The sequence below is a fragment of the Burkholderia singularis genome (assembly GCF_900176645.1).
Taxonomy (GTDB): Bacteria; Pseudomonadota; Gammaproteobacteria; order Burkholderiales; family Burkholderiaceae; genus Burkholderia; species Burkholderia singularis.
In genome coordinates, this window is the sequence record NZ_FXAN01000126.1 from 49,605 (window position 1) to 70,181 (window position 20,577).

Genomic DNA, 20,577 nt, shown 5'->3' on the forward strand with positions numbered 1-20,577 from the left:
GGACGCGGCTGGATCAGCGGTGCGTCGTTTCGATTTGCTGCATCGGCGTCGTGTCGACTGGCGGCAACGGCTTGCGCTCGCGCGGCACACGGACCGGCTGCGCAACATGCGCAGCGGCCGCTTGCGCGGCGCGCAGCTTGTTCGTGTCGGTGTTGACCCAGACGAGCCCGGCAGCCGCCAGCACCGAACCGAGGTCCGATGCGCCCGCGGCTTGCACATCGACTGGCTGCGCGGCGGCGGCAGGCGCTGCCGCGGGCATGTCGGCCGCCACGGCGGCGGGCGCCGGAGCGTGCTGCGGGACTTGATCGACGTTCGCATCGATCGGCGCGGCGGCGATGCTCGCAGGCGGCGGTTCCGCGGCGGCCGAAGCCGGCGCCTCGGCTACGGCGCGCGCCGGTTCAATCGCGGGTTCGATCGCCGGTTCAATTGCGGCCTCTGCCGCAGGCGCGGCATGCGTGTGCGCTTGCGCGGCGACGGCCGGCGCGGCGTCTTCCGTCCGGACGCTGTCGCTCGGAACCGATACGGTTTCTGCGGCCGCGCTGCCGACCGGAGCTGGCGTGACGCCCGCGTCGCCGGGCGCCGCGACAACCTCGGCCGGCGCCGCAGGCGCGACAGATGTGACGGGTGCGACGGGTACAGCGGGCGCGGCATCGGCTGCGGTCTCGACGGCTTGCGCCGGCGGCAGCGCCGGTTGCGCGTCATGAGCGGCAGGCACGTCCGCGGCTGTCGCGAGCGGCTCCGCCTTCACATTGCCGACGTCGTGAGCGGCGGGCGCGACGGCGGCCGTTGCCGCGGCCACGGCCGTGACGCTCGCGGCGACTTCCGCTTGTGTAACGTGATGCACTTCGCGGCCGGTATCCGGTGCCGCCTGCTGCGGCGCTTGCGCGGCCGGGGCTTGTGCTTGCACCGTCACGTGTTCGTCCGCTTGGGCCGGTTGTGCCGTGCCGATTGCGGTCTCCTCGTCGCGCTCGCGGCGGCCGCCACGGCGGCCGCGGCGGCGGCGGCGGCGTTCGTCGCCGTCGCGCGCGAGCGTATCGGCGTCGGCGCCGATATCCGTACCGGGCAACGGCTCGGCTTTTTCGACAGGCTCCACATGCGCGCTTTCGCCGCGATTGACCGTTTCGAGCGTGGCGACGTGCTGGACCGGCTTACGGCGGTCGCCCCGTTCACCCCGTTCGCGACGCTCGCCGCGCGCAGCCGGCTCGCCGTCGAGCGTTTCGACTCGCTCGCGCGGCTCGCGCTGTTCACGCGGCTCGCGAGCCTCGCGCGGCTCGCGGCCTTCGCGCTGGTCGCGGCCGCCGCGGCTCTCGCGGCCTTCGCGCGCGTCGCGATTTTCACGGCCCTCACGGCTTTCCCGCGGCTCGCGGTTGTCCTTACCCTCGCGCTCGGCGCGCGGCGACTGGCCACGCGTGCCCGCCGAAGTCTGCTCGCGGCCGCCCGTCTGCTGCGCGCCGTTGCCGCGGCGGTTGCGGTTGCGTTCGCCGCCGCGCTCTGCCTTCTCGCCGCGCTCGCGCGCCGGACGCGCCGCCGGTTCCTGGGCGGCCGGTGCGGCAGCGGGGGCCGCGGCCGGTTGCGGCTGCACGCCGAACAGGCTCTTTAGCCATTTGACGAAGCCGCCGGCCGCCGGCGCGGCTGCCACGGGCGCGGGTTGCTGCACGGGTGGCTGCTGACGTTGCGGCGCCGGCCGCTCGGGCGTAATGCCCTTGACGGCGGCTTCCTGGCGCGGTTTCGCCTCTTCGGCTCGCTTGCTGTAGCCGGTTTCCGCCTCGAGTTCGCGGGCCGCTTCCTCGGCCATCTTCCACGACGCGCGCGGATCGTCCAGGCGCGCATCGTCGTGGCGCAGGCGCTCGAGCTTGTAGTGCGGCGTATCGAGATGCTTGTTCGGGATCAGCACGACGCCGACCTTGAAGCGCGACTCGATCTTGTTGATTTCCTGGCGCTTTTCGTTGAGCAGGAACGCGGTCACCTCGACGGGCACTTGGCAATGGATCGCCGCGGTGTTTTCCTTCATCGCTTCTTCCTGAATGATCCGCAGCACTTGCAGCGCGGACGATTCGGTATCGCGGATATGGCCCGTGCCGTTGCAGCGCGGGCAGGTGACGTGGCTGCCCTCGGACAGCGCCGGGCGCAGCCGCTGCCGCGACAGCTCCATCAGGCCGAAACGCGAGATCTTGCCCATCTGCACGCGCGCGCGGTCGTGCTTCAGCGCGTCCTTCAGACGCTGCTCGACTTCGCGCTGGCTCTTGGCCGATTCCATGTCGATGAAATCGATCACGATCAGGCCGCCCAGGTCGCGCAGCCGCAACTGGCGCGCGACTTCGTCGGCCGCCTCGAGGTTCGTGCGGGTCGCGGTTTCCTCGATGTCCGCGCCTTTGGTCGCGCGCGCCGAGTTCACGTCGATCGCGACGAGCGCCTCGGTGTGGTCGATCACGATCGCGCCGCCCGACGGCAGCGGCACCGTGCGCGAGTATGCGGTCTCGATCTGGTGCTCGATCTGAAAGCGGGAGAAGAGGGGGACGTCGTCGTGATAGCGCTTCACTTTGCCGACATTGTCGGGCATCACGATGTCCATGAACGCGCGGGCCTGATCGTAGATGTCGGTCGTGTCGATCAGGATCTCGCCGATATCCGGCTGGAAATAGTCTCGGATCGCGCGGATCACGAGGCTCGATTCGAGATAGATCAGCATCGGCTCGCCGGCGCGGCCGCTTTGCGACGCGGCCTCGATCGCGCGCCAAAGCTGCAACAGGTAGTTCAAATCCCATTGCAGTTCCTCGGCGCTGCGGCCGATTCCCGCGGTGCGGGCGATCATGCTCATGCCGTCGGGGATTTCGAGCTGCGCCATCGTTTCGCGCAGTTCCTGGCGCTCGTCGCCCTCGATCCGGCGCGACACGCCGCCGCCGCGCGGGTTGTTCGGCATCAGCACGAGATAGCGGCCGGCGAGCGAGATGAACGTGGTGAGCGCCGCGCCCTTGTTGCCGCGCTCCTCCTTCTCGACCTGGACGATCAGCTCCTGGCCCTCGCGCAGCGCGTCCTGGATGCGCGCGGAGCGCATGTCGACGCCGTCCTTGAAGTACTGGCGGGCGACTTCCTTGAACGGCAGGAAGCCGTGGCGGTCTTCGCCGTAGTTGACGAAGCAGGCCTCGAGCGACGGCTCGATGCGGGTGACGACGCCTTTGTAGATATTGCCTTTACGCTGTTCGCGTCCGGCGGTTTCGATGTCGATGTCGATGAGCTTTTGCCCATCGACGATGGCGACGCGCAGTTCTTCTTGCTGCGTTGCATTGAACAGCATGCGTTTCATTGAACGACTCCAGCGGCTCGACCGCCGACGTCCAGGCCCTTGAGCCAAGCGACGCAGGCGACGGCAAGCCGCGCATTATTGTGTTGTCACAAGCACGCTGGAGCGGGAATGAGGGCGGGAAAATGGCCTGGATAGGCGCGAGCCCGAACGACGGGCTTCGGCCAATGGGCACCTGCGAACACGGCTTCAAAGCACACGGCGTCGACACTCCGCGCGCCTTGACGGCGCACCGAGCTCCGACCGGGCACCGCCGCGGGCGCGGCGCAAGGTGCGCGCGGCGCCGGAGGGCGGCAGGTGCGGCGGTTCGGCCGCAGCGGGGAGTATCGAATCCAGCCCGACTTTCCCGTCTGGGGTGTTCTTCCTTGGTTTGACGTCGCCAAGTCCCGCGCTTCTTGCAGGACCACATCGGGCGCACGCCGTTCTATTCGCAACAGGAAGCCGTGCCGTGCCTGCGATGCGCCGCGCCGCAGCTTCCAATCAAATTCTTTTTGTCCAACATTCCGTTACCGCGGCACGGCTCGGACCGAATCCGCCTGTGGGCGCGATCCCTGCCTGAGCGAGGTGCCGTGCGTGCAACTTGCTGCTTGTTTCACTCATGAGGGCGAGCAGCGCGCCCCGGGCGCAAGTAAAATAGCAGTTTGCGCTTGCGCCTCGTGCAGCCCGCCCGAAACGGCCGATCAGGTCGTTTCGCTGCGGAAAGCTGTGCAAAATTATATTCAGTATGAATGAGCTAGGCAAAATTTCCCAAAATCCGGTAGCAAGCGGTCAAGTTTCGCTGGTCGAAATCGACGAAAACACGGCCGGTCAGCGGATCGACAATTTTCTGCTGCGCGTATGCAAGGGCGTGCCGAAGAGTCATATTTACCGGATCTTGCGCAGCGGCGAAGTCCGCGTGAATAAGGGCCGGGTCGACGCGCAGTACCGGCTCGCTTACGGCGACGTCGTGCGCGTGCCGCCCGTGCGCGTCGCCGCGGCCGATCCCGCGCGCGCGGCGGAAGTGCCGGCAGCCGAATTCGACATTCTGTTCGAGGACGATGCGATCATCGCGCTGAACAAACCGGCAGGCGTCGCCGTGCACGGCGGCAGCGGCGTCGCGTTCGGCGTGATCGAGCAGATGCGCCGCGCACGGCCGCACGCGAAGTTTCTCGAACTCGCGCACCGGCTCGATCGCGAAACGTCGGGCATTCTGATGCTTGCGAAAAAACGCTCGGCGCTCGTCGGCTTGCACGAGCAGATTCGCGACAACCGGATGGACAAGCGCTATTTCGCGTGCGCGCACGGCCACTGGGCGCCCGACTGGGGGCGCCGCCGCGCGGTGAAGGCGCCGCTCTTCAAATATTCGACGCCGGACGGCGAGCGGCGCGTGCGCGTCCAGGACGACGGGCTGCCGTCGCACACGATATTCAATCTCGTCGAGCGCTGGCCGGATTACGTATTGCTGGAGGCGGAACTCAAAACGGGCCGGACCCATCAGATTCGGGTGCATCTCGCTCATCTGGGCTTGCCGATCGTCGGCGATGCGAAGTATGGCGATTTCGCGCTGAACAAGGCGCTGGCGCGTGCGAGCGCGGTGCCCTCGCTCAAGCGGATGTTCCTGCATGCGCACCGGTTGCGCCTCGCGCATCCGTTGACGGGCGAGCTGCTGCAATTCGACGCGCCGCTGCCCGCCGATTGCCGACGCTTTCTCGGCCAACTCACTGACCTGCGCGATACGCGCGACATGCATGGCTCGACAGCAATTTGACCTGATCGTCTTCGACTGGGACGGCACGCTGATGGATTCGACCGCGCACATCGCGCGCTGTATCCAGGCGGCCTGCCGCGATCTTGGCTTGCCCACGCCGTCCGACGAGTCCTCCCGCTACGTGATCGGCCTCGGCTTACGCGACGCGCTCGCCGTGACCGCGCCGAGCCTTGATCCCGCGGACTACCCCCGTCTCGCGGAACGCTACCGCTTTCATTATTTGCTGCAGGACCAGCGCACTGAGCTGTTCGCGGGCGTGCGGGAGTTGCTCGACGAGTTGCGCGAAGCCGGCTATTTGTTGGCGGTGGCCACGGGCAAGGGGCGCGTCGGCCTGAACCGCGCGCTCGCCGACGCCAAGCTCACGAGCCTGTTCGACGGCACGCGCTGCGCGGACGAGACGTTCTCGAAGCCGCATCCGGCGATGCTGCAGGAGTTGACGCGCGAATTGGGGCAGGATTTGTCGCGCACGCTGATGATCGGCGACACGACGCACGATCTGCAAATGGCGGCGAGCGCGGGCGCGGCGGGAGTCGGCGTCGCATACGGCGCGCATTCGACCGACGCGCTTGCGGCGTTGTCGCCGCGCTTCATCGCGCCCGACGTCGGCGCGCTCGCCGGCTGGCTGCGGGAGCACGCATGAGCGATCAGGCAGACGGCGCGCTTGCGCTGCGCGTGTGCGCGTCCAACGCGCTCGTCGACGGCGGCCGCGGCGTGCGGGTCGACGCCACGTTGCGCGGCGAGCCCGCCGTCGTATTCTTCGTTCGCTACGACGGCCGCGCGTATGGTTATCTAAACCGCTGTGCGCACGTTCCGATGGAGCTGGACTGGGTCGAAGGGCAGTTCTTCGAGTCGTCCGGCTTATACTTGATGTGCGCGACGCATGGCGCGATTTATGCTCCGGACACGGGGCAGTGCGTCGGTGGCCCGTGCCGCGGCGCGCGGTTGCGCTCCGTCAAGGTCGACGAACGGGATACGCCCGACGGCCGCGCGGTGTTCTGGCAGCCCGACGGCGACCTGCGTCCGGCTTCTTCCTGATTTCAGATAACGATACATGGCCGATCACATTACTCCACCCGATTCACCCACGCCGTCCGCGTCGAATGCCGCTGCCCGGGAGCCTGGCTGGGAGCGCGCGGCGCTCGAGCGCATCGCGCTCGCGGCCATCCACGAGCAGCGCGCCGCGCGCCGTTGGAAGATCTTCTTCCGGTTCGTGTTCTTGTTTCTGCTCATCGCGTTCGTCGTCGGGCTCGTCAAATTTGCCGGCGAGGGTGCGAAGCTCGCGAGCGGCCGCCATACCGCGCTCGTGACGATCGATGGCGAAATCGCGGCCGGCACGAATGCGAATGCCGAGGACATCAACACAGCGCTCGATCAAGCGTTCGAGGACAGCGGCACTGCGGGCGTCGTGCTGCGCATCAACAGCCCGGGCGGCAGCCCGGTGCAGGCGGGCATCGTCTATGACGAGATCCGCCGGCTGCGCAAGAAGTATCCCGATAAGCCCCTTTATGTCGTCGTCACGGATATTTGCGCGTCCGGCGGCTATTACATCGCGTCGGCGGCTGACAAGATCTTCGTTGACAAAGCGAGCGTCGTCGGCTCGATCGGCGTGCTGATGGAGGGCTTCGGCTTTACCGGGCTGATGGATAAGCTCGGCGTCGAGCGGCGGATGCATACGTCGGGAGAGAACAAGGGCTTCTTCGATCCGTTCTCGCCCGAAACGCCGAAGATGAACGCACATGCGCAGCAGATGCTCGACGAAATCCATGCGCAGTTCATCAAGGCGGTGAAGGACGGCCGCGGCGCGCGTCTGCACGAGACGCCCGATCTCTTCTCCGGGCTTTTCTGGACGGGCGCGAAGAGCATCGAACTCGGCCTTGCCGACGGTTTCGGCACGACCGACAGCGTCGCGCGCGATCTGCTAAAGGCGCCCGATCTCGTCGACTATACGGTCAAGGAAAGCCTGGGCGATCGCGTCGCGCGCCGGTTCGGCGCGGCGCTCGGTTCGGCGGCGATGAAGGCGGCGGCCGTCGGCGGCGAGTTGAAGCTGCGCTGAGGCGTGGCGGCGCGCCGGCGTGTGCCGCCGGTGCGCCGCGCCTTCCGACTCGGCCGCTCAATTCGCCAGCAGCAGAAAAATCGCAGGGCGCTTGTGCAGATCCGGCACAGGCGCCTTTTTCCATCCGCCGGCCGGGCGGCTCACGATCGTTTCGGTCGGCAGCGTCAGATCGGCCGCGACGCACACGAGCGTCGACGGCGCGCAAGTTTCGACGAGCGCATCGAGCATCGGCTGATTGCGATATGGCGTTTCGATGAAAATCTGCGTCTGGTTCGCCTTGCGCGACTGCTGTTCGAGTTCGCGCAGCCGCTTCGTGCGCGCGGCGGCATCGACGGGCAGATAGCCGTGAAACGCGAAACTTTGCCCGTTCAGCCCGGATGCCATCAGCGCGAGCAGAATCGAGCTTGGTCCGACCATCGGTACGACTTTCACGCCGCGCTCGTGCGCGCGCCGCACGAGCAGCGCGCCGGGGTCCGCGACCGCCGGGCAGCCGGCTTCCGACACGAGTCCTGCATCGGCTCCGGCGATGATCGGCGCAAGCAATCCGTCGATCGCGCCGGCGGGCGTCTTCACGTTCAACTCGCGAATCTCGATTTCCTGGATCGGCTGTTCGGTGCCGATTTTCTTCAGGAACGCGCGGGTCGTTTTCGCGTTTTCGCCGATGTAGTAGCGAAGCGATGCCGCCCGTGTTTGCACCGCGGCGGGCAGCACGGCCGCGAGCAGTGCGGCGTCGCTCTCGCCGAGCGTGTTCGGAATCAGGTAAAGCGTGCCAGCCGTCATTGCGTGGCGTCTCCCGTTGTGGCCTGAGCCTGCGTGCCGAAAAGCGGGTAGCCGGCCGTGCGCAGCATTCGTGTGAGCGCGATGAGCGGCAGGCCGACAAGCGCGGTCGGGTCGTCGGAGTCGATCGCGTCGAGCAGCGCGATGCCGAGACCTTCCGATTTCGCGCTGCCCGCCACGTCGTAAGGCGTCTCGGCGTGCAAATAGGCGTCGAGTTCCATGTCGGATAGCGCCCGGAAGCGCACGCGCGTCACGATGTCGTCGGTTTGCAGCGTGCCGCAGCGGCTGTCGTACAGGCAGAGCGCGCTATGGAATTCGACTTCGCGGCCGCGCATCGCCTGCAGTTGCGCGAGCGCGTGTGCATGCGAGCCGGGTTTGCCGATTTGCAGTCCGTCGAAGGTCGCGACCTGGTCGGAGCCGATGACGAGCACGCCGTCGAAGCCGGTTTGGTCGGCAGGGCCGAGGTGGCTGTCGGCGGCGATGCGTTCAGCGGCGGCGCGCGCCTTGTCGGCGGCGAGCCGCAAGGCGGTCGCGGATGGCGTCTCGTGCGGGTGCGGCGTTTCGTCGACGGCGGGCGTGACGACATCGAACGGCACGCGCAGGCGTTCAAGGAGCGCTCGCCGGTAGCGGGAGCTGGAGGCGAGAATCAGCCGCGGCGGGCGGCAAGCGTTATCCGGCATGATGTGGTGACTGACTGGGTGTCGATTCTAGGGATCGGGTGGTGTAGGGCGCCGTCGTGGGCGAGATGCGACAGTATGGACGGCGAGGTCTTAAGTATTTGACTCAAAAAGGTAAAACGGGTATGCTCTTGCGCTTTTCATCGGCAGCGGTCTCGCGAGAATGTCCGGCTGTGCTGCTCCGGGCGTGGCGCGTTTGCCGGGGAAACCGTCGCACCGGCCTGCTCAGCTTACCGGCTGCGGGCCGATACCGATGATGATACGGATAGATACGGCAGGGGAGCGCTCATGAATCCATCTTCAGGCAAGCCTGCGGTTTCGCTCGATCCGCATGCGATCGATCTGTTTGAATTCGCGCGTAGCGCTCGGCAGGCCGCGGGTGCGGTGCCGCTTTCGCAGTTGCCGCGCATGTTAAACGAAGTGCCGGCGGACGCGCCAGAGCGCGACGCCGCATTCACCTGGCAGGCGGAAGGTTCGACGCAGCCCGAACTGCAGGACGACGGCAGTGAAGGGCCGCAGCCTTATTTGCGGCTCGCGTTGCACGGCGCCGCGTGGCTCGAGTGCCAGCGCTGCCTGACGCCGTACCGGCAGGCATTCGATATCGACGTCGTGTACCGGATCGTCGAGACGGAAGAAGAGGCGGACGAGTTTCCGCTTGATGAGGATGAAGTGGATGTGATCGTCGGCTCGCGCCAATTCGATCTCGTCGACTTGATCGAAGAGGAGTTGCTGCTTTCACTGCCGATCGTGCCGAAGCACGAAGTCTGTCCGGCGGTACACGAAAGCCTCGCATCGGGCGCGAGCGGTCCTGCGGCCGATGCGGGCGACGATGCGCCCGACGAAACCGCTGCGGGCGAAAGCGGCCGGCCGAACCCTTTTGCGGCGCTCGAGGCGCTGAAAAAGGGTGGCGGCAATACACATTAGTTGGGGCGCGGGAAGGCGTGAGGCCGCAGGGCCGGGGTAGTGAAGCGCCGGATCGGGCTGTGTTAGAATCCGGAAAATTTTTAGGAGTTAGTCATGGCAGTTCAGCAAAACAAGAAGTCGCCGTCCAAGCGCGGCATGCACCGTTCGCACGATTTCCTGACGGCTGCGCCGCTTGCCGTCGAGCCGAGCACGGGTGAAGTGCATCTGCGTCACCACATCAGCCCGAACGGCTACTATCGCGGCAAGAAAGTCGTCAAGACGAAGAACGACTAAGCGTTTCCGTCTCCGTGGCGCGCGCCTGATGATGATTCGGGCTTTTCGCGCGACACCCGGTTCGCTTGACACTTTCCTGGCTCAACAAAAAGGCGGCATTCAACTGCCGCTTTTTTGTGCCTGAAATTCGTCGCATTCCATGACTGTAAAGCTCACAATCGATTGCATGGGAGGCGACCACGGCCCGTCCGTGACCGTTCCCGCTGCAATCAAATTCGTCCGCTCGCATCCCGACGCGCAATTGCTGCTCGTCGGCGTTGAAAGCGCGATCCGGGCGCAACTGAAGAAACATAAGGCGCTCAACGAGCCGGCGCTGTCCATCGTGCCAGCCACCGAGGTGATCGCGATGGACGATCCCGTCGAAGTGGCGTTGCGCAAGAAGAAGGATTCTTCTATGCGCGTGGCGCTCAATCACGTGAAGGACGGCGCCGCACAGGCTTGCGTGTCCGCGGGCAACACGGGCGCGCTGATGGCCGTGTCCCGCTACGTGCTGAAGACGCTGCCCGGCATCGAGCGGCCCGCGATCGCGTTTGCGCTGCCCAATCCGACGGGCTACACGATGATGCTCGACCTCGGCGCGAACGTCGATTGCGAGCCGCAGCATCTGCTGCAATTCGCCGAAATGGGGCACGCGCTCGTCGCGGCGCTCGAAGGCAAGGAACGGCCGACGATCGGTCTGCTCAACATCGGCGAGGAAGTCATCAAGGGGAACGAAACGATCAAGCGCGCGGGCGAGCTGCTGCGCGCGAGCACGTTGAATTTCCGTGGCAACGTCGAAGGCAATGACATCTTTAAGGGCACGGTCGACGTGATCGTTTGCGACGGTTTTGTCGGCAACGTCGCGTTGAAGACCTCTGAGGGTCTGGCACAGATGCTTGCCGATTTCATCAAGGAAGAGTTCAGCCGCTCGTGGCTGACCAAGCTGATGGCGATTCTCGCGCTGCCGGTGCTGATGCGCTTCAAGCGGCGAGTCGATCATCGACAGTACAATGGAGCCGCGCTGCTCGGATTGCGCAGTCTTGTCATCAAGAGTCACGGCTCCGCGGATGCGCACGCGTTTGAGTGGGCGATCAAACGCGGGTATGATGCCGTCAAAAATGGCGTGCTGGAGCGCCTTTCGCGAGCAATGGCGGAGAATGCCGCGCCATTGGGCGAAAGTGAACGCGAAGCGAACGGGGCCGGGCCGGCGAGCCCGTCCGCTGGCCAGTCAGCCGAGCCTTCCGCCGCGCTTTCCTCGAAGACATGATGGCCCAATCGACACTCTATTCCCGCGTGCTCGGCACGGGCAGCTACCTGCCGCCCAACCGGGTCACGAACCAGGATCTCGCCGATCGGCTCGCGAAAGACGGCATTGAAACGAGCGATGAGTGGATTGTCGCGCGCACCGGCATTCACGCGCGGCATTTCGCCGATTCCAACGTGACGACGAGCGATCTTGCGCTCGTTGCCGCGCGTCGCGCGATCGAGGCCGCCGATGTCGATCCGCAGTCGATCGACCTCATTGTCGTCGCGACGTCGACCCCCGATTTCGTTTTCCCGAGCACCGCGTGTCTGTTGCAGCACAAGCTCGGCATCAAGAACAACGGCGCGGCGTTCGACATCCAGGCCGTATGCTCGGGCTTCGCGTATGCGATTGCGACGGCCGATAACTTCATCCGTTCGGGTCAGCACCGCACGGCGCTCGTCGTCGGCGCGGAAACGTTCTCGCGCATTCTCGATTTCAAGGACCGCACGACCTGCGTGCTGTTCGGCGACGGCGCGGGCGCCGTCGTGATGTCCGCGTCCGACGAGCCGGGCATGCTGGGCAGCGCGCTGCATGCGGACGGCAGCTACTCCAGCATTCTTTGCACGCCGGGCAACGTGAACGGCGGCGTCATCGAGGGCAGCGCTTTCCTGCACATGGACGGCCAGGCCGTGTTCAAGCTCGCGGTGAACGTGCTCGAGAAGGTGGCGCTCGAAGCGCTGTCGAAGGCGGGGCTTGCGGCCGAGCAGATCGATTGGCTGATTCCGCATCAGGCCAATATCCGTATCATGACGAGTACCTGCCGCAAGCTCGGCTTGCCACAAGAGCGGATGATCGTGACCGTCGGCGAACATGGCAATACGTCGGCTGCGTCGATTCCGCTCGCGCTCGACGCGGCGATTCGCGACGGCCGCATTCAGCGCGGCCAGCACGTGCTGATCGAAGGCGTCGGCGGCGGCTTCACGTGGGGCGCGTCGGTCTTCCGTTATTGACCGGCTCTGTCTGCTCCCATCCGGCGCGTTTCTCGCGCCGCTCGAATCGATTCAATTAGGGGTGTTATGAAATTTGCATTCGTTTTTCCGGGGCAGGGTTCGCAATCGGTCGGCATGCTCAATGCATTTGCCGATGTCGCCGTCGTGCGCGAGACGCTCGACGAAGCGTCCGACGCGCTCTCGCAGGATATCGGCAAGCTGATTGCCGAGGGCCCGGTTGACGAACTCAACCTGACGGCCAATACGCAGCCCGTGATGCTGACGGCCGCATACGCGTGCTACCGTGCGTGGCGGCAGGCGGGCGGTCCTGCGCCGTCGATCGTCGCGGGGCATAGCCTGGGCGAATATACGGCGCTCGTCGCCGCGGGCGCGATCTCGTTTCGCGACGCGTTGCCGCTCGTGCGCTTTCGCGCCCAGTCTATGCAGACGGCCGTGCCGGTCGGCGCCGGCGCGATGGCCGCGATTCTCGGGCTCGACGACGACGCGGTGCGCGCGGTATGCGGCGAAGCGTCGGCGGCGGGCGTCGTCGAGGCAGTGAACTTCAATGCGCCCGCGCAGGTGGTGATCGCGGGCGAGGCGGCCGCCATCGAAAAGGCGTGCGAGATCGCGAAGGCAAAGGGCGCAAAGCGCGCGCTGCCGCTTGCCGTATCGGCGCCGTTCCATTCTTCGCTGCTCAAGCCTGCGTCGGACCAGTTGCGCGACTACCTCGCGAACGTCGAGGTGAAGGCGCCACAGATTCCCGTCGTCAACAATATCGATGTCGCCGTGGTGTCGGATCCCGCGGCGATCAAGGATGCGCTGGTGCGCCAGGCCGCGGGCCCGGTTCGCTGGGTCGAGTGCGTGCGGCACATCGCGGGCGCGGGCGTGAGCCACGTGATCGAATGCGGCCCGGGCAAGGTGCTCACCGGTTTGACGAAGCGCATCGACGGCAACCTCGTCGGTGCGTCGGTGTTCGATCCGGCGTCGCTCGACGAAGCGCTCAAGCTTGTCGTCGCTTGATCGCGGGTCACGCTCGCAAGCTTGCTGAATTCACCTGAAACACGGAATTTCTGCATGGACAAGATTCTCGATAAACAAGTGGCGATCGTTACCGGCGCGTCGCGCGGGATCGGCCGCGCGATCGCGCTCGAGCTTGCACGCCGCGGCGCAAAGGTGATCGGCACCGCGACCACCGAGGCGGGTGCCGCGGGTATTTCCGCCGCGTTCGGCGAGGCCGGGTTCACGGGCCGGGGCGCCGTGCTGAACGTCAATGACCCGGCGGCGGTCGACGGGCTGATCGACGCGACGCTTGCCGAATTCGGCGCGCTGAACATACTCGTCAACAATGCCGGCATCACGCAGGATCAACTTGCGATGCGCATGAAGGACGACGATTGGGACGCCGTGATCGACACCAACCTGAAGGCGGTGTTCCGTTTGTCGCGCGCGGTGCTGCGCCCGATGATGAAGGCGCGCGGTGGACGAATCGTCAATATCACGTCGGTGGTCGGCTCGGCGGGCAATCCCGGGCAGATCAATTATGCGGCGGCGAAGGCCGGCGTCGCGGGGATGACTCGCGCGCTCGCGCGCGAAATCGGCAGCCGCGGGATTACCGTGAACTGCGTCGCGCCGGGTTTCATCGATACCGACATGACGAAGGTGCTGCCGCCGGAACAGCAGGCCGCGCTGAAGACGCAGATTCCGCTCGGCCGCCTAGGCAGCCCGGAGGACATCGCACATGCGGTCGCGTTCCTCGCGTCGCCGCAGGCGGGCTACATCACGGGTACGACGCTGCATGTGAACGGCGGCATGTTCATGTCGTAACCGAATTCGGTTACCATCCGCGCCGTGCATGCGTCAAAGTGCATCCGGCGCTTGTTTGACCGCAAGGCCAGCATGCGTTTTGGCGGGCATCAAACCTGTTAAAATGCGCGCACTTGTAAATTTGAACTTTCCCTCGGAGGGGTAATGGACAACATCGAACAACGCGTCAAGAAGATCGTCGCCGAGCAGCTTGGCGTCGCCGAAGGCGAAATCAAGAACGAGGCATCGTTCGTGAACGATCTCGGCGCGGACTCGCTCGACACGGTCGAACTCGTGATGGCGCTCGAAGATGAGTTCGGCATGGAAATTCCGGACGAAGAAGCCGAGAAGATCACGACCGTTCAGCAAGCGATCGACTACGCTCGCGCGAACGTCAAGGCGTAACGGTTCGTACCGGATAGGGTACGCACCGTCTGCCGATTATTCGCACACGCTGCACGCTCGCTACGCATTGCAATGCGCGAATCGCGTCGGTGGTGCCGCCGGCCGAATAACAGCCACAGGGTTCGCAGGAGTGGCTCCTGTGGCCACTGTGGCTTTTGTTTTTGTCATCTAATGAAAAGAGGTTACCGTGAGCCGTCGTCGTGTTGTCGTTACTGGCCTCGGGTTGATTTCTCCCGTTGGCAACAATGTTGCCGACGGCTGGGCCAATCTCGTCGCCGGCAAGTCCGGCATCGTCAATATCACGAAGTTCGATGCGACGAACTTCTCGACGCGCTTCGCAGGTGAGGTGAAGGGCTTCAACGTCGATGAGTACATCTCGGCGAAGGAAGCGCGTCACATGGATACGTTCATCCATTACGGAATCGCCGCCGGCATGCAGGCAATGAGCGACAGCGGCTTCGAGGTAAATGACGAGAATGCGGAGCGCGTGGGCGTCATCGTCGGCTCGGGCATCGGCGGGCTGCCGCTGATCGAAGTCACGCAGACCGAACTCCTGAATCGCGGCCCGCGCCGGATCTCGCCGTTCTTCGTGCCGGCGTCGATCATCAACATGATTTCCGGCCATCTGTCGATGAAGTTCGGCATCAAGGGGCCGAACCTTGCGATCGTCACCGCCTGCACGACCGGTTTGCATTGCATCGGCGAGGCCGCGCGCCTCATCGAGTACGGCGATGCCGACGTGATGCTCGCCGGCGGTGCGGAAGCGACCGTGTCGCCGCTCGGCATTGGCGGTTTCGCGGCCGCGCGCGCGCTGTCTCAGCGCAACGACGATCCGGCGACGGCGAGCCGTCCGTGGGATCGCGATCGCGATGGTTTCGTGCTCGGCGAGGGCGCCGGCGTGATGGTGCTCGAGGAGTATGAGCATGCGAAGGCGCGTGGCGCGCGGATCTACGCGGAAATCGGCGGCTACGGGATGAGCAGCGACGCATATCACATGACGGCGCCGCTCGAGGACGGCGACGGCGCGCGCCGCTGCATGTTGGCCGCGATGCGCAATGCGGGCATCAACGTCGATCAGGTGAGCTACCTGAATGCGCACGGTACGTCGACGCCGCTCGGCGATCTCGCGGAAACCATCGGCATCAAGCGTGCGTTCGGCGATCATGCGAAGAAGATCGTCGTCAACTCGACGAAGTCGATGACGGGCCACCTGCTGGGCGGCTCCGGCGGGCTGGAATCGGTGTTCACGGTGCTTGCCGTTCACAACCAGGTGTCGCCGCCGACGATCAACATCTTCAACCAGGACCCCGAGTGCGATCTCGACTACTGCGCGAACGAGGCGCGGGAAATGAAGATCGACGCCGCACTGAAGAACTCGTTCGGCTTCGGCGGGACTAACGGCACGCTGGTCTTCAAGCGTATCTGACGCGGGGGCGCTTGACGGAGCCGTTCGATCCCGCTTCGCCGCACGCGCAGCACGTCGTGCTGCGCGCATCGGCTGGGCTTTGCGCGGTAATGGCGATTTTCGTGCTGACCGCCGCGACTGGGGTTCATGCGAGTGCGGCACCGCTGATCGGTTCATGGCCTGCGGCGATGCTCTCGGTAGTGCTTGCCGCGCTGATTGCGTTGCGTGTACGCGCCCTATGCGCGCGGCGCCAGCCGGCCGCATTGCGGATCGATGCCGGCGCAGGCTTGCTGACGGCGTTCGATCGCAACGGGCGGCTGCTCGCGCAAGGCCGGGTTGCCGGTTTCACGCAATGGAGCGATCTGCTCGTCGTGCTGACGGTGCAAGGCCGCGGCCGGCGCGCGGCGCGGCTCGTGATTCCCGCGGATGCGCTCGCCGCACCGGTGTTCCGCGCGCTCTGCGTGCTGGGCCGGCGCGCTATGCGCGGCTGAGCCGCGGCGTAACCGCAGTGGCGCTTGTCGGGCTGCGATTGCGCATGAGCGGGAACGCTACAATAGCGCTCCGCTTTGCATCCCTCGTTTACGGATTTGTCAGGTGAGTGAAAAAGAAATCGATCAGGTTCTGGTCGAACGCGTACAGAATGGCGACAAGGCGGCGTTCGAACTCCTGGTCTCCAAATACCACCGCAAGATCATCCGGCTGATCTCGCGCCTCGTGCGGGATCCGGCGGAGGTCGAAGACGTGGCTCAGGACGCGTTTATCAAGGCTTATCGCGCGCTGCCGCAGTTCCGCGGCGAGTCGGCGTTCTACACGTGGTTGTACCGGATTGCCGTCAATACGGCGAAGAACTACCTTGCGACTCAAGGTCGCCGCGCGCCGACTTCCACCGAGGCGGACGCGGAAGAGGCTGAAACTTTCTCGGATGCGGACCAACTAAGGGATATCAACACGCCTGAGTCGATGTTGATGAGCAAGCAGATCGCCCAGACGGTGAATGCCGCGATGGCGATGTTGCCGGAAGAGCTGAGAACGGCCATTACGCTGCGCGAGATCGAAGGTTTGAGTTATGAAGAGATCGCGGAGATGATGGGGTGCCCGATCGGCACGGTCCGGTCGCGAATCTTTCGGGCCCGCGAGGCGATCGCGGCAAAATTGCGGCCGCTGCTCGATACGCCGGAAGGCAAGCGCTGGTAAGCGCGGCGAATCGGGGCGGCTTGTGGGGTCTAGTTCGAAGTCGTGTGTCACGACGGGGTATATGGAAGATGGGGAGCATCATGGGGTCGGTCTCTACGCAGTCGCAGGCCAGCTCGCAGCGCGAGCGCGTGTCCGCTTTGGTCGACGGCGAGGCGCTTGACGGGCTGTCGCTGACGCAGATTCTGGCGGGGCTGGACGACGCCGGACGCAGTGCGTGGGCGCATTATCACGTGATCGGCGACGCGCTGCGTTCCGACGAACTCACGCTCGAGCCCGCCGAGAGCAGCGCGTTCATGGCTCGCTTGTCGGCGAGTCTCGCCGCGCAGCCGCATCTGCTCGCGCCCGCGCGCGGCACGGCTCGCGGGCTGCTCGGCTGGCGCCGCCGGGTGGCGCCGGCGTTTGCGATCGCGGCCGCGGCCGCGACGCTCACCTGGATCGTCGTGCCGCAGATGCAGCGCATCGGTGCGCCGGGCGGCGCCCAGCTGGCATCGGCCGGCGTCGCACCGCAAGCTCTGTTGCAGCGCGTGTCGGCCGATCAGCCGGCGCTGCAGGACGTGAACATCATCCGTGACGCAAGCCTCGACCAATATCTCGAAGCGCACCAGCAATTTGCGCAGCAGCCCGTCGTCACCGGTGCGATGCCGGTCATTCGCACAGCCGTTGCCACTACGCAGAGCCGATAATCCCAATGCGGACGTTGCAGTTGAATCAGGCCATCCTCGGTTGGAGGCGGCTGGCTGCGCTTTTGCTGTGCGCAGCCGCGCTTGTGTCGACCGAGTCTACCGTGCTCGCGCAGCAACCCGACGATTCCGTCGCCGCCCGCCGCTCGGCCGCCGAGTTGCTCGACCGCATTCAGCAAGCGGCGCAGCAACAGAGTTACGCGGGGACGTTCGTCTATCAGCGCGGCGCTTACGTGCAATCGTCGCGGATCGTCCATATTGCAACGAAGGGCGACGGCGAATACGAACGGATCGAAAGCCTCGACGGCAAGCCGCGCAAGCTGCTGCGCCATAATGACGATCTCTATACGTTCGTGCCGGAGCGCAAGCTCTGCGTGATCGAGCGCCGGCAGAACAAGGATTCGTTCCCGGCGCTGCTGGGCGCGAGCGGCGAGCAGGTGCTGTCCGTCTACGATTTGAAGCCGCTCGGACGCGACCGCGTCGCGGGCCTCGACGCGCAGGTCGTCGAACTGGTGCCGAAAGATTCGTACCGTTTCTCGTACAAGCTGTGGATCGACGCGAAGATGGGCCTGTTGCTGCGCTCGCAGACGCTGGACGCCGACGCTCACGTGCTCGAACAGGTCGCGTTCTCGCAATTGCAACTGAGCGGTGCGGCGGCGAGCGAGAAAGACAGGGGCGCGATCGCCGCGGGAATGCGCAATCTCGGCGGCTGGACGCTGGTGCGGCCACCGGTATCGTCGATCGACATCGAGGCGCAGGGCTGGCAGATCGCGCCGAGCGTTGCCGGTTTCCGCAAGATTCGCGAGGTGCGCCGCCCGATGGCCGCGCGTGATGCGGGCGATCCGCCGATTCCCGTCGATCAGGCCGTTTTCACCGACGGTCTGTCGACTGTATCGGTTTTCATCGAACCCACCGAAAAGAATAGCCGCAACGAAGGATCGGGCAGCACCGGCGCGACGCATGTGCTCGTCAAGCGCCGCGGCGATTTCTGGATCACCGTGCTCGGCGAAGTGCCGTTGGCAACATTGCAGCAGTTCGCGTCTGCCATAGAATACAAGGCTTACAAATAACCGTTCGGCTTTCGACATGAAGAATTTTTCGCTGCGCACTTCGCTCGTCGCGGCGGCGGTGGCCGCTGCCGTGCCGTTCGCCGCGCCGCTTGCGGCGGCCGCCTCCAATGTCACGGCAACGCCTGCGGCGGGCGCCGCGCCCGCAACCCGCGCGGGCCTGCCCGATTTCGCCGACCTCGTCGAGAAAGTCGGTCCGGCGGTCGTCAACATCCGGACCACGGCGAACGTGCCGACCGATACGCGCGGCGGGCTGCCGCCCGGATTCGACAACGGCGATATGTCGGAATTCTTCCGCCGCTTCTTCGGAATTCCGCTGCCGCAGCCGGGCGGGCCTAAAAATGCGCCGTCGCAGCCCGATGCACCGCCGGATACCGAACAGAATCGCGGGGTCGGTTCGGGCTTTGTGCTGTCGTCAGACGGCTATGTGATGACGAACGCGCACGTTGTCGATGACGCGGACACGATCTACGTGACGCTTACCGACAAGCGCGAATTCAAGGCGAAACTGATTGGCGTCGATGAGCGAACCGACGTCGCGATCGTAAAAATCAATGCAACGAATCTGCCGACTGTTGCAATCGGCGATTCGAACCGGGTTCGCGTCGGCGAATGGGTGGTCGCGATCGGCTCGCCGTTCGGCCTCGACAACACGGTCACGGCGGGCATCGTCAGCGCGAAGGGACGCAACACCGGCGATTATCTGCCGTTCATCCAGACCGACGTCGCCGTGAATCCCGGCAACTCGGGCGGCCCGCTCATCAATATGAGCGGCGAGGTGATCGGCATTAATTCGCAGATCTACAGCCGAACCGGTGGTTTCATGGGCATTTCGTTTGCGATTCCGATCGACGAGGCGATGCGCGTTGCCGAGCAGCTGAAGGCGTCGGGCAAGGTGACGCGCGGCCGGATCGCGATCGCGATCGGCGAGGTGACGAAGGATGTCGCCGATTCGATCGGCTTGCCGAAGGCGGAAGGCGCGCTCGTCAGCAGCGTCGAGCCGGGCGGCCCGGCCGACAAGGCCGGCCTGCAACCGGGCGACATCATCCTGAAGTTCAACGGCCGTCCGGTCGATACCGCGTCCGATCTGCCGCGGATGGTGGGCGACACGAAGCCGGGCGCGAAGGCGACGGTGACGGTCTGGCGCAAAGGGCAGTCGCGCGATCTGCCGATCACGATCGCCGAGACGCCGGGCGACAAGGTCGCGAAGATGGGCGGCCGCCAGAGTCCGCAGGCAAAGCCGCGCAGCAATGCGCTCGGACTGACGGTCAGCGATCTGTCGCCCGAGCAGTTGAAAGCGTTGAAGCTGAGGAACGGCGTGCAGATCGACGCGGCCGACGGCCCGGCCACGCGCGCGGGCCTGCAGCGCGGCGACATCGTGCTGCGCGTCGGCGATATCGATATCACGAGCGCGAAGCAATTCGTCGATGTGACGTCGAAGCTCGATGCGCAGCGCACGATTGCATTGCTCGTGCGGCGCGGTGACAACACGCAGTTCATCCCGATTCGTCCGCGCCAGAAATGAAGCCGGCGACGCGTGCTGCCGTGCGTTTCACGCTATACGGCCGCGGCTGGTGCCATTTGTGCGACGACATGCGCGACGCCCTGGCGGGCTTCATTGCCGAGCGGCGGGATGTGATCGACGCGAGCGTCGATTACGTCGATATCGACGCCGATCCGGCGCTTGTCGCACGCTATGACGAAGACGTGCCGGTGCTGCTGCTCGACGGGGTGCAGGTATGCCGTCACCGGTTCGACGTCGCGCAGGCGCAGGCGGCGCTTGCACGGTGCGTCCGGCGACCGGAGCGGTAGGGCAGCGGGGCGGGCTAGAGGCTGTGGCTGTGCGAGCGTTTGCCGACGGCGCGCAGTTGATATGCGGTTCAGGCGCGGTTGGCGCCCGTTGCTCGAATACGTTGCGCTGCCCGGCGGCGCTGCTGCCCCGCTTCGCGGCGCGCAACTCGCCGCAGCCGTCGGGGGCCGGGACACGCCGCTGGTAGCCACCCAAAATGCCGCCCCGAGCAAGGCTTTTCGGCTAAAATAGGCCGTTTTTTCACCGA

Annotated in this window: 21 protein-coding genes; 18 read left to right on the top strand and 3 right to left on the bottom strand. The window is 65.5% G+C overall.

The window, feature by feature from the left end; all coding sequences use genetic code 11:
- Window positions 1-13 precede the first annotated feature (13 nt).
- Window positions 14-3,304, bottom strand: a complete 3,291-nt coding sequence (locus BSIN_RS24160; RefSeq protein WP_089342294.1) for an Rne/Rng family ribonuclease — start codon at window positions 3,302-3,304, stop codon at window positions 14-16.
- A gap of 721 nt (window positions 3,305-4,025) precedes the next feature.
- Between BSIN_RS24160 and BSIN_RS24170 the strand changes: the two genes are divergently transcribed.
- From BSIN_RS24170 to BSIN_RS24185, 4 genes are read left to right on the top strand one after another with little or no spacing between them, the layout of a single operon-like run.
- Window positions 4,026-5,048 (top strand): RluA family pseudouridine synthase, encoded by a 1,023-nt coding sequence (locus BSIN_RS24170; protein ID WP_089342295.1) that lies wholly within the window; start codon window positions 4,026-4,028, stop codon window positions 5,046-5,048.
- A complete protein-coding gene (locus BSIN_RS24175; RefSeq protein WP_059519161.1) occupies window positions 5,029-5,688 on the top strand; it encodes an HAD-IA family hydrolase in 660 nt (219 codons plus the stop codon). The genes BSIN_RS24170 and BSIN_RS24175 overlap by 20 nt, the downstream gene beginning before the upstream one ends.
- Window positions 5,685-6,083: a Rieske (2Fe-2S) protein gene (locus tag BSIN_RS24180; RefSeq protein WP_089342296.1), complete on the top strand. Its 399-nt coding sequence runs from the start codon at window positions 5,685-5,687 to the stop codon at window positions 6,081-6,083. Before BSIN_RS24175 ends, BSIN_RS24180 begins: the two co-directional genes overlap by 4 nt.
- 16 nt (window positions 6,084-6,099) lie before the next feature.
- Window positions 6,100-7,101 (top strand): S49 family peptidase, encoded by a 1,002-nt coding sequence (locus BSIN_RS24185; RefSeq protein ID WP_089342297.1) that lies wholly within the window; start codon window positions 6,100-6,102, stop codon window positions 7,099-7,101.
- Between the two features lie 57 nt (window positions 7,102-7,158).
- Here the strand turns inward: BSIN_RS24185 and BSIN_RS24190 are convergent, their stop codons facing one another.
- The gene (locus BSIN_RS24190; RefSeq protein ID WP_059571867.1) at window positions 7,159-7,881 is read right to left on the bottom strand and encodes an SAM-dependent methyltransferase; all 723 of its coding nucleotides are present in this window, start codon (window positions 7,879-7,881) and stop codon (window positions 7,159-7,161) included.
- Complete coding sequence (locus BSIN_RS24195) at window positions 7,878-8,558, bottom strand: Maf-like protein (protein WP_089342298.1); 681 nt, start codon at window positions 8,556-8,558, stop codon at window positions 7,878-7,880. The genes BSIN_RS24190 and BSIN_RS24195 overlap by 4 nt, the downstream gene beginning before the upstream one ends.
- 285 nt (window positions 8,559-8,843) lie before the next feature.
- On the opposite strand from BSIN_RS24195, the gene BSIN_RS24200 reads away from it, so the two are divergent.
- From BSIN_RS24200 to BSIN_RS24265, 14 genes are all read left to right on the top strand, one after another.
- Window positions 8,844-9,479 carry a DUF177 domain-containing protein gene (locus BSIN_RS24200; protein ID WP_059519171.1) on the top strand — a complete coding sequence of 212 codons (636 nt, stop codon included), beginning with the start codon at window positions 8,844-8,846 and terminating at the stop codon, window positions 9,477-9,479.
- A gap of 93 nt (window positions 9,480-9,572) precedes the next feature.
- On the top strand, window positions 9,573-9,752 hold the full coding sequence (gene rpmF, locus BSIN_RS24205) for a 50S ribosomal protein L32 (protein WP_006401275.1): 180 nt from the start codon (window positions 9,573-9,575) through the stop codon (window positions 9,750-9,752).
- Between the two features lie 139 nt (window positions 9,753-9,891).
- Window positions 9,892-10,998: a phosphate acyltransferase PlsX gene (gene plsX / locus BSIN_RS24210; RefSeq protein WP_069234074.1), complete on the top strand. Its 1,107-nt coding sequence runs from the start codon at window positions 9,892-9,894 to the stop codon at window positions 10,996-10,998.
- Entirely contained in the window at window positions 10,998-11,987 is a 990-nt protein-coding gene (locus BSIN_RS24215) for a beta-ketoacyl-ACP synthase III (protein WP_069234075.1), read from the top strand. The genes plsX and BSIN_RS24215 overlap by 1 nt, the downstream gene beginning before the upstream one ends.
- 66 nt (window positions 11,988-12,053) lie before the next feature.
- Window positions 12,054-12,986, top strand: a complete 933-nt coding sequence (fabD, locus tag BSIN_RS24220) for an ACP S-malonyltransferase (RefSeq protein ID WP_059519177.1) — start codon at window positions 12,054-12,056, stop codon at window positions 12,984-12,986.
- 54 nt (window positions 12,987-13,040) lie between these two features.
- The gene (gene fabG / locus BSIN_RS24225) at window positions 13,041-13,790 is read left to right on the top strand and encodes a 3-oxoacyl-ACP reductase FabG (protein ID WP_089342299.1); all 750 of its coding nucleotides are present in this window, start codon (window positions 13,041-13,043) and stop codon (window positions 13,788-13,790) included.
- 144 nt (window positions 13,791-13,934) lie between these two features.
- Window positions 13,935-14,174: an acyl carrier protein gene (acpP, locus tag BSIN_RS24230; protein WP_012735022.1), complete on the top strand. Its 240-nt coding sequence runs from the start codon at window positions 13,935-13,937 to the stop codon at window positions 14,172-14,174.
- Between the two features lie 187 nt (window positions 14,175-14,361).
- A complete protein-coding gene (fabF, locus tag BSIN_RS24235; RefSeq protein WP_059519181.1) occupies window positions 14,362-15,600 on the top strand; it encodes a beta-ketoacyl-ACP synthase II in 1,239 nt (412 codons plus the stop codon).
- Window positions 15,601-15,611: 11 nt separating this feature from the next.
- Window positions 15,612-16,070, top strand: a complete 459-nt coding sequence (locus BSIN_RS24240) for a protein YgfX (protein WP_089342300.1) — start codon at window positions 15,612-15,614, stop codon at window positions 16,068-16,070.
- 103 nt (window positions 16,071-16,173) lie between these two features.
- Complete coding sequence (rpoE, locus tag BSIN_RS24245; RefSeq protein WP_059519185.1) at window positions 16,174-16,773, top strand: RNA polymerase sigma factor RpoE; 600 nt, start codon at window positions 16,174-16,176, stop codon at window positions 16,771-16,773.
- 80 nt (window positions 16,774-16,853) lie between these two features.
- A complete protein-coding gene (locus tag BSIN_RS24250) occupies window positions 16,854-17,456 on the top strand; it encodes a sigma-E factor negative regulatory protein (protein WP_089342301.1) in 603 nt (200 codons plus the stop codon).
- A 5-nt stretch (window positions 17,457-17,461) separates the two neighbouring features.
- Window positions 17,462-18,523 carry a MucB/RseB C-terminal domain-containing protein gene (locus BSIN_RS24255; RefSeq protein ID WP_089342302.1) on the top strand — a complete coding sequence of 354 codons (1,062 nt, stop codon included), beginning with the start codon at window positions 17,462-17,464 and terminating at the stop codon, window positions 18,521-18,523.
- Between the two features lie 16 nt (window positions 18,524-18,539).
- Entirely contained in the window at window positions 18,540-20,045 is a 1,506-nt protein-coding gene (locus BSIN_RS24260) for a DegQ family serine endoprotease (protein ID WP_089342303.1), read from the top strand.
- Complete coding sequence (locus BSIN_RS24265; protein WP_089342304.1) at window positions 20,042-20,332, top strand: glutaredoxin family protein; 291 nt, start codon at window positions 20,042-20,044, stop codon at window positions 20,330-20,332. The genes BSIN_RS24260 and BSIN_RS24265 overlap by 4 nt, the downstream gene beginning before the upstream one ends.
- Window positions 20,333-20,577: the final 245 nt, after the last annotated feature.